This is a genomic window from Martelella alba (assembly GCF_005217455.1).
Taxonomy (GTDB): domain Bacteria; phylum Pseudomonadota; class Gammaproteobacteria; order Enterobacterales; family Enterobacteriaceae; genus Acerihabitans.
In genome coordinates, this window is record NZ_SZPQ01000067.1 from 1 (window position 1) to 13,204 (window position 13,204).

The following is a 13,204-nucleotide window of genomic DNA, read 5'->3' on the forward strand; positions in this document are numbered from 1 at the left end:
ATGCTTCCATCGGGAATAAGGATCTGGCAGCCTGAGTTCCCAACTAAAATACTCTCCCGGAAAACCGGGGCGGTTCATCCCGGCATACTGGTTGCGATAACGATGTCTTTACCCGCCTCACCTGTTAAAGGCGATGCTGATGCCGTCACGATGCTGGTACTCAGCAATCGCAAAGCCCTTTCTTACCCGGATGCCCTGCGGCTGCATCGCCCTGAAAGAGGCACCGGACCCGTGCTGACAAAGACCCTCAAGCGGGCGCTGCTCTGGGCAAAAGTACAGCCCGAACAACTCCACGGCAGCTGGTTTTCCGGCCCCGCGCTGACATTGGGCAGTGGCTGGAATACTGCCTGCGAAGCAAATGCGGTTGGGTTCAGTCTGTCCGAGGATAATCTCGGTATTGATCCGGTTCTGGGCTACGCCCGCCATGCCGCCCCGTGGGTCGCCGTCATTCTTGCCGATTCAGCCTTTGACGCGCGTGGAACACAGGTCATCGCCGCACAACCTGATGCTGATAAAGATGACATCTGGGTCGCTGTTATCACTAAAAAAGAAGAAGTACGCAAGGAATCCCCAGGGAATGTCTAAGGTCAAAGTCAACACACTCATCGGCTCTACCGTTACCGTCATCTTTTTTCTGGCAGTCATCGTTGCATTTCTGTTTTATGCCTTTCCGGAAAAAGTGGCTACAGCCACAGGATTCGGGCCGTATGACGGACAACGTATCCTCTCATTTTGCGCAGTGATGGCGGCTGCGCTGTTTCTTTTGGGCTGGCTGGTCGAACGGGCATTCGACCATGCGGGTAAATCAGGCCTGTACTTCCACTGGGGTCAGAACAAGAACCCAACTGTCGCCCCGATAGCGCAGGTCATTGCCGATGCAGAAAATGACAGCGAACCTGTTTTTCAGGATGAACCGGTAATAGAGCACCTTCGCCTACGGTATGGTCGTCACTGGCAGCGTAAAGTCAGGGTCCTGCTCGTAATGGGCAACAAAGACGAGGTTCAGAAGATCGCTCCGGGACTCTGTCGCGACCTCTGGCAGGAAGGCGATGGTCATGTGCTGGTTTATGGCGGCGATGCTCAGTCACTCCCGGATGACGTTTTTCTGTCAACATTAAAACGCCTGCGTTCCGGTAGTCCACTTGATGGCATCATCCAGGTAATGAATACCACAGCGTTACCGGCCGATACTGAACGTGATGCGTTTTTACGTTGCCGTCAGAAAGCCGATTATCTTCTGGGCTGGCAGGCTCCCGTCTGGTTATGGCTGACCGACGAAGAGACCGCCGTCTCGGAAGAAGGCAAGCCGGTGGCGACCGGCGCACTATTCGGCCCAGGGGCGACCGTGCAGGAAGCCCTCGCAACACTGGATACGCTGGCCCCGCGTTTATGTCAGACGGGGATGTCCCAGGTACTGAACACCCCTCGCCATGACTGGCTGCTGCAACTTTCTTCCCGCTTGCAGGGGGACCTGAAAGCAAGCCTGAGCGTTTTGTTAAACGGGCTGATGCAGGGCTCTGCCGCCTATCGCCTGCGGGGCGTCGTGTTCAGCCCTGAATTGACTACCTCGGGTTCGATACCGAACACCCGTCTTGATACGCCGGCGTGGAAAGCCCTCATTGATGACTGCGATGCCGTCAGCGCCAGAAAACTGACGTTCGACTGGCCGAAAGGGCTGCGTTTACTGCTACTTGCCCTAATTGTGGTGTGGGGCGCCGGTACATTGCTGTCCCTTACCGTCAATCGGGCACAAATTTATCAGTCTCAGGAGACCGCCAGGCAGGCCGCTGATCCGAAGCTGCCGCTTACAGAACGCCTGCGTAATCAGCTCGTGCTACAGCAGTCCATTGCCCGTTTGCAACATCGTGAAGCCACCGGCGCGCCGTGGTACACCCGCTTTGGGCTTAATCAGGACAGTGACACGCTGGCGGCGCTCTGGCCGTTGTATGCTCGTAACAACGCGCAGTTAATGCGCGCCGCCGCCGCCGCTCACCTGAAACAACAACTGAATGCCTTTGTACAACTGCCACCGGCCAGTGACGCCCGTTCGCGGGGCGCACAGCGGACATATCATGTTCTGAAAGGCTATCTGATGATGGCCAGACCGGACAAGGCGGATGCCGGGTGGCTGGCTAAAAATGTGCTGATGGTCTGGCCGAAACGCGAAGGGGTCCCGGATGGCGCCTGGCAGGAACTGGCCCCGAAACTTCTGGGCTTCTATGCTCAGAATCTCCCGTCACACCCGGAATGGACAATCGAGCCCGATGCGAAACTTATTGGTACCGTGCGCCAGATCCTGCTCAAACAGATAGGCCAGCGTAACGCCGAATCGGGGCTGTATCAGGACATGCTAAAGCGCGTTGCCAGCAACTGGCCGGATTTAACACTGGCGGATATGACCGGCGATACCGATGCCTCCACCGTATTCAGCACAGAAGAAGTGGTACCGGGGATGTTCACCCGGCAGGCCTGGGAAGAGCAGGTTCAGGACGCGATCGATGAGGTGGTTAAAACCCGCCGCGATGAAATTGACTGGGTGCTGACGGATAAATCCCATCAGGCGGGGGGCGATATTTCCCCCGCAGCCCTGAAAGCCCGTTTGACCGAACGCTATTTCACGGATTTCGGTAATGCTTGGCTGAATATGGTCAACAGCATTCTGTGGCGGGAAGCCACATCGCTTTCAGAAGGCATTGCCCAGTTGAACCTGATTGGCGATGTGCGCCAGTCACCGCTCGTGGCGCTGATGAATACGCTGGCCTGGCAGGGTAATACCGGACATAAGGGCGAGGCGCTGGCGGATTCCATTGTGGATTCTGCGAAAAAGCTCATCGGTCATAAGAAAAACGCCAAACAGATCATTGAGCAAGCCCAGAGACCAAAGGGCCCGCTGGATAGGGTTTTTGGCCCGCTGATGGGACTCATGGAAGGGAAAGAAGGCACCGGACGTAATGGTAACCTGAGCTTCCAGTCCTGGCTTGCCCGCGTCACACAGGTTCGTCTTAAGCTTCAGCAGGTGACCAGTGCGCCCGATCCGCAAGCGATGTCCCGTATGTTGGCCCAGACCGTATTTCAGGGCAACGCTATCGATCTGACCGATACCCGTGATTACGGCAGTCTTATTGCGGCGAGTCTGGGTCAGGAATGGGGCGGCTTCGGTCAGTCGTTGTTTGTGCAACCGCTGGATCTGGCTTGGAGACAGGTACTGGCCCCGGCGGCGGGAAGCCTTAATACCCGCTGGCGGACAACCATTGTGGATCAATGGAATAGAGCTTTTGCCGGTCGCTACCCATTCAAGGCCACCGGCAGCGATGCCTCTTTGCCGCTGCTGGCTCAGTTCCTGCGCAGCGATTCAGGCCGGATCACCACATTCCTGAAAAGCAACCTCGGCGGAATTTTACATCAAGAGGGTAATCGCTGGGTGGTTGATCCCGCGGCAAGCCAGGGGATGGAAGTGAACCCTGATTTCCTCCGGGCAATTAATCAACTGGCCGAACTGTCGGATATCGTTTTTGCCCAGGGCGATGCGAGCGTTCACTTTGAATTAATGGTACTCCCTTCCCGGAATGTGGCCCGTATACATCTCTCCATTGATGAGCAGAAACTGGACTACTTCAACCAGATGGAAAACTGGCAGAGCTTCGCCTGGCCGGGGAATACCCACTATCCGGGGAGCAGTCTCAGCTGGCGCAGCGTAAACAGTGGTATGCAGCTGTATGCCCATAACCAGGGGAACTGGGGATTCATCCGCCTGCTGGATAAAGCCCAGGTCACCCCACTCGACAGCAGTCGTACCCAACTGGTGTGGAATAGCCAGGACAGCAATCCGCTGAGGTTTGTGATGCGCAGTGAACTGGGTGACGGTCCGCTGGCATTGCTGAAGCTCCAGAGGTTTAAGCTGCCTGAATCCATTTTCAATATTGCGACTGGCGCTGAAAGTAGTGAGTAGCAACGAACTGAAGCGGTCGTGAAATTCATGAGAGAAATTAGCAAACGGGAAAAAGAATGAGTTCAGCGGAAGCCCTGTTAATTGCCTGCACCACGAACAAAGAAGAGCAACGGCGCCTCATCGAAAGGGCCTCCGATGCCCTGTCACTTTGGGATAACTGGTTATGTCCTCTCGGCTCTGAGCGGGGAGTGGGTGACGACCCGGCCTATGACGATAATTTCCAACTGATGCGCGACGAAATTAATAAGCTGTCGGGTACCGATCCGGAACGGCTTTGCGCGCTGGCGGAAAAAATACTTTGTGAAAGCGCCAAAGATATCCGTGTAGTGACCTGGTATATCCAGGCCCGGCTGAGCCGCGACGGTGAGAAAGGCCTGGCGGAAGGCTTATTGCTGCTGGCGGCGATGTTGTCACGCTACGGCAGACAGTGTCATCCGCAGCGCCCGAACGCCCGGAAGGCTGCTTTGGAATGGCTCAGCGGCGCAAAGGTACTTGATACGCTTTCGCTCTGGCCCGAAGTGGACCGGGATGATGCCGGTTTGACTACGGGGGCTGTCAGCCTGCTGGATGAAACTGTTGCTGACTGGTCTGAGAATGAAAAACCCTCTTTTGCCGGTCTCTGTAGCGCACTGGAAAATCGCCTGGCGCGTTCCGGCGGGATGGACGCATTGATCCCCCAAAACAGCGGTACACAGGAATTTGGGCGCGAATCCGTCCTTTCTCCTTCGCCCCAACTGACGGAGGTGAAGTCCGGGCGTGATTTGCTCGATCAGGCAAAGTTGCTTTCCCGCTGGCTGGGAGAACAACCCCAAGGTTGGCTGGCCTCCCACCGGCTGATGAAAACCGTTCGCTGGGATACGGTCGATCAGATCCCACCGCTGGACAACAGCGGCCGTTCCCGCCTGGTCCCGCCAAAACCGGAGTACCGGGCGCAGCTAAAACGTCTGTATTTGCAGAAAAACTGGGTTGAACTGGTTGAACAGGCCAGCCAGATGTACTGCGAAGGGGTGAATCATTTCTGGCTCGATCTTCAATGGTACCTCTGGCAGGGGCTTAGCCACGCAGGTCAGCCTTGGCAAGGCTGGTCCGATTCGATCCTGATGGATCTGCGACTGTTCCTTGGACGTCTACCGGGGCTGGAGCGGCTGGCCTGGAATGACGGCGCTCCATTTGCCGATGAGGTGACCACGGGCTGGATAGCGGAAAAAGTGAATGAGGAAGCCCTGTTATTCGGCGGTGAACCGGTGACGGCTACCCATGGGCAGGGGGACGAGGTGCTGTTACTGGAAGCCGAGGCAATGGAAAAAGGCGACCGTGACGGTCCCGAGGCGGCACTGACATGGCTTCAGTCTCAACCGGGGATGGACACCGCACGCCACCGCTGGCTGGTACGTCTGCTGATGGCCCGGGTGGCCGAACAGTACGGGCGTAACGAAATGGCGCTGCATCTGCTGGGCGAATTGACCGCCAGCGCCCCGCAACTGACGTTGGGAGACTGGGAGCCAGGCTTGTTATTTGAAGTGCAGGCCCGCCGCCTGAAGCTGCTACGCATGAAAGCCGGTCGCAATGAGAGTGATAAAACCCGGCTGATGCCTGAGATGGATTCTCTGCTGGCGGGTCTGATTGCCATCGATCCTGCCCGCGCCATGGTGCTCTGTGGCTAAATTTTTGTTTGATAACTTCAGGAAATCCGTGCATGGATGATATGACCCTGCGCTATTTTGAGGCCGAGATGCGCTATCTGCGCGAAGCCGGTAAAGAATTTGCCCGCGCCCACCCGGACAGGGCATCAATGCTCAATCTGGATAAACCCGGCGCGCGTGATCCTTACGTGGAGCGTTTATTTGAAGGTTTTGCCTTCCTGATGGGGCGTCTGCGTGAAAAGCTGGATGATGACCTGCCGGAACTGACCGAAGGGCTGGTGAGTCTGCTGTGGCCGCATTACATGCGAACCATCCCATCGCTTGCCATCGTCGAGTTCTCCCCTGACTGGCAAAGTCTTCGTCAAGCGGAAATGCTGACTGAAGGCTTTTCCGTCCTTTCTCGTCCGGTAGGACCGCATAAAACGGCTTGCCAGTATCGAACCACGCGGGATGTCACGTTACAACCACTGCATCTCGCGGATGCCCGCCTGCTCACCGAAACCGATGGCCGCTCAGCTATTCATCTGCGTTTCGAATGCCCGGAGAAAGTGGACTGGAGCAAAACCGGGATCGACAAAGTGGCCATTTTTCTCAACGCCGAAAGTCCGGTCAGCTCGGCGCTCCACCTGGCGATGACCCGTGGCGTACAGGCGATGTATGCCCGTCATGCCGGTACCGGCACCGAACGTCATAAATTTGATGGCTGGTGTAAACCGATGGGCTTTGATGACGATGACGGCCTGTGGAAGAAGGCTGACTCGGCCTTCAGTGGTTATCAGTTGCTGCTGGAATACTTCAGTTTTCGGCAAAAGTTTATGTTTGTCGAGCTGCGGGGCCTTGAAACCCTCGGATTACATCTTGCCGGCAATGGGTTTGAGATCGACATGGTGCTCAGTGAAACCTGGTCATCGGACCTGCCGTTTGAGACGGAAAACTTCCGCCTGCACTGTGCGCCGGTCATCAATCTTTTCACACTCGAAGCCGACCCGCTGACGCTCAATCCGCTGGATAATGAATATCTGTTGCGGCCGCTGCGCCTTCAGGACGGCCACACCGAGATATACAGCGTCGATGACATTCATGGCGCGGTAAAAAATGGCAACTATCCCTATGTCCCGTTCACCAGCTTCCGCCACCGAGGCGGCATGATGCGCCATGATGCGCCGGAGCGTTATTACCACACCCGCGTGAAACGCGGCGCCTCCGGCCTGTATGACACCTGGCTTATTCTTGGAGGCCGTTCTTTCGAGCTGGATCAACTGTCGGAGAAGCCGGAATCGCTCTCGATTCGCATCACTGGCACCAATGGCCAACTCCCGCGTAAAGCATTGGAAAGCACCCTGCTGGACAGGGTGGTCAAAGCGGGCAAGGTCCCGGTCAGGGTATTGAACGTTTCCGCGCCGACGATGCCGCTGTATCCCCCCGCAAATGATCGTTTCCATTGGCGTGTGATGAGTCATCTCGGCTCGAATTTCCTCAGCATGATGGATAACCCGGAAGTATTGCGGGGCACCTTGGCGCTGTATGACTGGACTGATGATGAAATGAACCGCCGACGCCTTGAAGCGATTGTTGCGGTGAAGCACAGGCTTATTCGCCGCTTCGATAGGGGGTTTATGCTGCGGGGCGTGGACATTGAGGTCACGCTGAACATGGATAACTTTGCAGGGGAGGGCGATGTAAATCTCTTTGGTGAAATGCTGCATCGTTTCTTCGCCCTGTATGCGGATATTCACCTTTTCAACCAGCTCACGCTGGTACTGCAACCGACAGGGAAACGACTAAGATGGCGCGAGAATCACAGCCAGCGCGTACCAGGCTGACGTTATCCCTCAATAAGGACATCTGGCGGGCTAACTTTTATCGTTTCTGCCAGTTGCTGGAGCAGGCGAGTCCGGATTCCCCGAAGTTGGGGGCCACCAGTCATCCGGGGAACGATCCGGTGCGATTTCGTCCCTGGCCGGGGATGGGATTCCCGGTCAGCACCTTGAAAGCGGTCGAGACCGACGAAGATAATCCGGCGTTGCCCCCGACCGTGCGGACCACCTTTCTGGGGATGTACGGGGTGGATTCGCCATTGCCAAGCATGTACCTGGATGATATTGCGCAGCGTCGGGAAGGGCATGAGGCTGTCACCTCGTTTCTGGATATCTTCAGTCACCGTATCACGACCCAGTATTACCGAATCTGGCGTAAATATGCTTATCCCGCCACCTTTGAGGCCGGTGGGCGCGACGCCACCTCCCAGTGCCTGCTGGGGCTGGTGGGGCTTGGTATTCCCGGCACGGCAGAGCAGGTGGCAACGCCCATTTCCCGCTTTCTGGCGTTGCTGGGCGCCATGCGGTTACCCACCCGCAATGCCGAAGGCATCCAGGCGCTGGTCAACCTGCTGGCTCCGCATACCCGGACGGTCATTACCGAACCCGATCCGGTCAAAGTTCGCATCGACAGCCGCAGTGCGCTGGAGGCTGGAAATCGCACTTGTCTTTCCCAGCGCGCCACGTTGGGCAAAACCGGCAGAGAAGCCTGCAGCCGGGTACGGGTAACTTTGACGACTGATGATCCGCGGGAGGCCGAAGGCTGGCTGCCCGGTGGCCACATCCATACCGATATGCTGGTCCTAATGCGCGTCTATCTCGGTTACCGCAGTGATGCGCGGTTCCGCCTTACTGTGCCGGTGCGGCTGCTGCCTGAGCCTCGTCTGGGCAAAGGCCGGCGCATACAGCTGGGACGCACTGGCTTGCTGGGACTGAAAAACGGCAAACTCGGCACTAACCGGGAAACGGTGACCATCAGCCTGGGCTGTTACGAAGGGCTGCAATGTTCGGCGTTGCCGCCCGCAGAAAACGGTCATTACCGATTCGATTAATCCTGTATCCCCCCCTCAATAAGGAACTTCTGAATGGTTACAGTCACCCGCTGGTGGGCGCTGACGCTTATCGCCTGCGGTCTGCTTACAGGCTGTGGTCTGACCCAGACCGTCACGGATGGCACAGTCAGTCTCACGAAATCCCTCTTTTATAAAAAGATCAAAACGCTGCATCTGGATTTTACGCCTCGTGCCGCGATTAACGCCGACGGCGCACAGACGCCACTGGCGTTGATGCTGCGGGTTTATCAGCTCAAAGACCGCAAAAGCGTGGACTTAGCCAGTTACCCGACGCTGCTGCGCGATGCCGACGCCGTACTGAAAGATGACCTTGTAGCGTCCAAAGAACTGCTGGTGATGCCCAAAGGCAGCGTGACGCTCAATATGCCGATGGATGAAGAAGCCCGATTCGTGGCCGTGGTGGGATTGTTCAATCGCCCGGATCTGAAAGACAACCACTGGCGTCTGGTGCTGTCCCGCAACGATCTCGACCCGGACACCCCCCGCGTCATAGCGCTGGGCGACGGCTGGCTAAGCCTTGTGCCGACAAAGGAGTAAGGTGATGGAGAAAGGCGATGGGTTAGCCCTTTTCGACGGGCCGACGCGATATTTTCTGGATATCAACGACAGCACGGTGAAACCCGATGTGCTGAATTTTACCGGACGGGAAGCGTTGAGCGAACCGTTTACCTGGGACATCGAATTCACCACTCCGCAGGCCAATATTCCCCCTGAACAGGTGCTGATGAAGTATGCGTCCTTCCGGATGCGGGGTGGGAAAAGCGTCCATGGCATGCTTACCCGGCTGGAATGGCTGTCCACAACGGCGGACCAGTCGCGCTACCGGGTCACGCTGAGTTCACGTCTGGCGTTGCTCTCTTACTCACGACAATGTGCCGTATTCCAGGACCAGTCAGTGCCGGAGGTGGTGGAGGGGGTGTTGCGTAAACACGGGCTGGAAGGGGCGGATTTTGCATTTCGTCTGGCGCGTACGTATCCGCCGCGTGAACTTATCACCCAGTGGCGGGAGACGGATTTGCAGTTCATCCAGCGCATTCTGTCCGAAGTGGGGATCTACTGGCGAACGGAGATGGACAATGCCCGTGAGCTGGACGTTTATATTTTTGCCGACAGCCCTCTCAACTATCAGTTTGACGTGCGCCTGCCATACAGCGAGCCCTCCGGTTTGTACGATGGCGCGGCGGAATCGGTATGGAATGCGCGTACCTTGAATAGGGTGGTCACAGGCTCTGTCGCCACGCGCGATTATAACTACCGCGCCGCCACGGCGCCGATGGATACAACGGTCGTCGTCCGTCATAACGCCACCGCGACAGGTGAGCATTATCGCTACGCTGCCCCTTACCGGGAGGCCGGCGACGACACCGTTTTGGCGCCGGAAACCGAGAGCGGGGCGTTTTATGGGCGAATCCACCATGAGCGCGAATTGAACAAATCTGCCCGTATTCATCTGGACAGTAACGCCTCCGGCCTGACGCCGGGCCAGGTGCTGGAGCCGCAGGGGAATGTCATTAGCGCGCTGAAAGAAGGCGTGATTATCACGCTGGCGACCTACAGCGCCGCCCGTGATACCCGCCTGCAGGTTTCAGTCGACGGGATGCCCTACAGCGAGCGCTACAGCTTCCGCCCGATGGAAATCCCCCGCCCGGAAATTCACGGCACCCTCCCGGCCCGTATTGAAAGCCGGGAGAAGAACGCCATTTACGCCCATCTGGATGAACAGGGCCGTTACCGGGTGAGACTGGATTTTGACCGGGAAGGGACAGAGCAGGGTTACGGCTATCTGTGGCTGCGCATGGCAAAACCGTATGCCGGTGGAACGTTTGGCTGGCACACGCCGCTTATCGACGGCAGCGAAGTGGCGATTGCGTACAGCAACGGCGATATCGACCTGCCGTATATCGCCTATGCGTTGCATGACTCTGAACATCCGGACCCCGTTAATCGGGACAACCCGACCCGCAATATTCTGCGGACCCCGGCCAATAACACACTGCGGATGGAAGACCAGCGCGGCGAGGAGCACATCAAGCTGGCCACGGAATATGGCAAGACCCAGCTTAACACCGGCCACCTGGTCGACGCGCGGAAGAAACCACGCGGCGCCGGCACGGAACTGCGTACCGATGAGCGGGGCGTGATACGCGCCGGGAAAGGGCTGTTTGTCAGTGCCGATGCACAGGCTAAAGCCCAGGGTGAGGCGCTGGATAGGGAGGCGGGGCTGAAAGAAATCGATCAGCTTAACCAGCAACTGCAACAGCTCGAGATGGCCGCGGAACAAGCCCAGGCGCTGAAGGCGGATATCGACAGCCAGATACAGATGTTTGAGCACCGGCTGAAGCCGCTTAACGAAGCGGTACTTTTCTCCGCCCCGGAAGGGTTAGCCTTCACCAGTGGCGAGCATCTGCAAATGACGGCCACAAAGAACGTCGCCATCAATGCCGGGGGGGATATCAGTACCGGTGTGATGGGCAATATGATGGCGCTGTCCGGTGAAACACTGGGCCTGTTCGCGAGGACCGGCCAACTGAGTCTGAAGTCCGGTGAGGGCCCGATAGAGGCGCAGGCGCAGAATGCGAATATGCGGATGTTTGCACAGAAGAAGCTCACCATCACCGCTGAGAGCGACATGTCATTCGCCGGGAAGACGCGCGTCACGCTAATCGGCGGGGGCAGTTACCTGAAGCTGGAGGGCGGGAAGGTGGAATATGGCACGACCGGGACGTATATCCGCCGGGTGAAAAGGACGATGGCGGCGGGAAGCGCCTCACAACAGCCGGAAATGCCGTGGCTGGCCAACCCGGTAAAAGACAGTACCACGGCGTTGATGCAATATCTGTATCACGACGACGCACCGGTCGTGGGCGCGCCTTTTACGGCGACCCTGGCGGACGGCTCTGTACGAACAGGCAATCTTGACGGCGCCGGTTATCTGCATCTGGACGATGTGCCGGCAGGTGATTTTCAGGTTCAGTTCGGCCCTGATGTCCGAAGCTATCTACGAAAAGATAATACAGATAATTCGAAATTTATAAGCTCCTCCGTGAATGAGTCTGATATCGACGCGCTGATTGCAAAATACAGTGGAGGTGTTGAATGAGTGTGCCGGGAGTTGCGTGGTTTAAAGAAACCAGCCTGGAAACCGGGCAGTGGATCTGGGGAACCCTCCAGGGCGCGTTTAATGAAAAACAGACCATCAGTCAAATTATTGTCGACGCCGTTATTAGCATGATCCCGCTGTTAGGTGATGTGACGGCGGTGCGTGATCTGATTGCCGTGTCCATCAGGCTGGCAAAAGAACCGAAGAAGCGGGAAAGCGTCAGTGAATGGGTATTTCTAGTGATCCTGTTGTTCGCGCTGATCCCGGTAATCGGTGGGGTGATAAAAGGTGACGGACGGCTGGTCCTGCGTGTGACGACACAAGCGGCAGAAAATGTGGAAACGCTTGGAGAGGTGATCAAATTTCTGAACCGTATCGGCGAAGGCGATGCGGTGAAGTGGCTGAGTAAACTGAATGTGGTTGAGTATCAGGCGCAGCTCATAGAGAAAATGGGTAATTTGTGCGACATGATGACCACCACAGTGAAGCAGATCCTGAAAGCCCGAATCGGAAGAATGTTGCCGAAGAAATGGCAGGCGGACTTACTTCGGGTACGAGATGGGATTGCGGCGTTGCAACCGCTGGCATCGAAAATGATCCCGCAGGCGCTAATAGAGCTGGACGCGAAACTGCGGGTGTTACAGGCGCTGGTTTATAAAGGCGGAACCCATACGGTGACGACCGGGACGGGGCGAATTGAAGTGCGGCGTGAAGCCGAGGCCTATCTTATCGAGCGTCCGTTACGGGAAGCGCCAAAGCAGGGAACGCGCTTTCCGAGTCTTCATGCGGAGGAAAAGCATGAAAACAGACTGCGGCGTAAATATTCAAAAAATGGGTACCCTGATTTGTTCGCCAGGAGACCAGAGAAAAGCCCAGCATTTGGGGATAAGCAGATCTATGCCAATATCGCTTCCTTCAGTGGCGGAATTACCGCCAAAAGCGCCCGTAATATGGCGGGCAGTACTATCTTCCGCGCTTTTGGAAACGAAACCGCACTGGCCGCTCATCCCGGCGGCTCCTGGGCCGCGGGGGGGTTTTGGGGTTACCAGAAAGTCCCGGGCAGCGCGGAAGAGTGGCGGAAGTTGTCGGCGGTACTGGATGAATGGAACGGCAATGGCTTTCTGGTGGTATTGCATCTGCCGGAAGATTTAGCGACAAGGATGCCCGGAACCAATGCCTGGCATGGCAAAATTGCTGAACAGTTCGGGGAAAAGAGAACTAACCAGTATCTCGAGGGTGGGGGCGAGCAGGTCATTATTAACCTGGAGGAGGGGCTGAAAAAAGAATTGAACCGTATCGGTGAACAGGTAAAAGCCACCGGGCAATCTGCCAGCGTGGAAATTAACGGTGTTAAGGCCGAGTTTTATCCAACTCACTGGCAGGATGTTGAAGGTCTTCACGGCTACAGTAAACCGGACGGCATTGAGCCACCCTATGCCGCCACCTCCCGTGAGCTGCACGACGATGAACTGCGCAGCAAAGTGAAGGAGAGAACGCTTATTAACACCCTCCGTATTGAGCAAAAGACCACCACAGGGAATGAGCCATGATCACCATTGAAAAAACCCGATACCCGATGACCGACGAGAGTGTGCGCCGCAAACTGTTCTGGCTATTGCAAC

The 13,204-nt window shown here is 56.7% G+C and carries 8 protein-coding genes; all 8 read left to right on the plus strand.

The window, feature by feature from the left end:
• Window positions 1-585 (plus strand): hypothetical protein (locus tag FCN80_RS24405; RefSeq protein ID WP_136992928.1); only part of this gene is annotated, 585 nt, incomplete at its 5' end.
• Entirely contained in the window at window positions 578-3,949 is a 3,372-nt protein-coding gene (locus FCN80_RS24410; protein WP_136992929.1) for an ImcF-related family protein, read from the plus strand. The genes FCN80_RS24405 and FCN80_RS24410, both read left to right, overlap by 8 nt.
• Before the next feature lie 56 nt (window positions 3,950-4,005).
• Complete coding sequence (tssA, locus tag FCN80_RS24415) at window positions 4,006-5,613, plus strand: type VI secretion system protein TssA (protein ID WP_136992930.1); 1,608 nt, start codon at window positions 4,006-4,008, stop codon at window positions 5,611-5,613.
• A gap of 32 nt (window positions 5,614-5,645) precedes the next feature.
• On the plus strand, window positions 5,646-7,415 hold the full coding sequence (gene tssF / locus FCN80_RS24420; RefSeq protein ID WP_136992931.1) for a type VI secretion system baseplate subunit TssF: 1,770 nt from the start codon (window positions 5,646-5,648) through the stop codon (window positions 7,413-7,415).
• On the plus strand, window positions 7,379-8,461 hold the full coding sequence (gene tssG, locus FCN80_RS24425) for a type VI secretion system baseplate subunit TssG (RefSeq protein ID WP_136992932.1): 1,083 nt from the start codon (window positions 7,379-7,381) through the stop codon (window positions 8,459-8,461). Before tssF ends, tssG begins: the two co-directional genes overlap by 37 nt.
• Window positions 8,462-8,494: 33 nt before the next feature.
• Window positions 8,495-9,019 (plus strand): type VI secretion system lipoprotein TssJ, encoded by a 525-nt coding sequence (gene tssJ / locus FCN80_RS24430; protein ID WP_136992933.1) that lies wholly within the window; start codon window positions 8,495-8,497, stop codon window positions 9,017-9,019.
• Between the two features lie 4 nt (window positions 9,020-9,023).
• Entirely contained in the window at window positions 9,024-11,582 is a 2,559-nt protein-coding gene (locus FCN80_RS24435; protein WP_136992934.1) for a type VI secretion system Vgr family protein, read from the plus strand.
• The gene (locus FCN80_RS24440) at window positions 11,579-13,132 is read left to right on the plus strand and encodes a DUF4112 domain-containing protein (RefSeq protein ID WP_136992935.1); all 1,554 of its coding nucleotides are present in this window, start codon (window positions 11,579-11,581) and stop codon (window positions 13,130-13,132) included. The genes FCN80_RS24435 and FCN80_RS24440 overlap by 4 nt, the downstream gene beginning before the upstream one ends.
• Window positions 13,133-13,204: the final 72 nt, after the last annotated feature.

Coding starts and splice junctions, on each gene's coding strand:
- tssJ (WP_136992933.1), top strand. CDS start 8,495: ATGGTTACAGTCACCCGCTGGTGGGCGCTGACGCTTATCGCCTGCGGT.
- FCN80_RS24410 (WP_136992929.1), top strand. CDS start 578: ATGTCTAAGGTCAAAGTCAACACACTCATCGGCTCTACCGTTACCGTC.
- tssG (WP_136992932.1), top strand. CDS start 7,379: ATGGCGCGAGAATCACAGCCAGCGCGTACCAGGCTGACGTTATCCCTC.
- FCN80_RS24435 (WP_136992934.1), top strand. CDS start 9,024: ATGGAGAAAGGCGATGGGTTAGCCCTTTTCGACGGGCCGACGCGATAT.
- FCN80_RS24440 (WP_136992935.1), top strand. CDS start 11,579: ATGAGTGTGCCGGGAGTTGCGTGGTTTAAAGAAACCAGCCTGGAAACC.
- tssA (WP_136992930.1), top strand. CDS start 4,006: ATGAGTTCAGCGGAAGCCCTGTTAATTGCCTGCACCACGAACAAAGAA.
- tssF (WP_136992931.1), top strand. CDS start 5,646: ATGGATGATATGACCCTGCGCTATTTTGAGGCCGAGATGCGCTATCTG.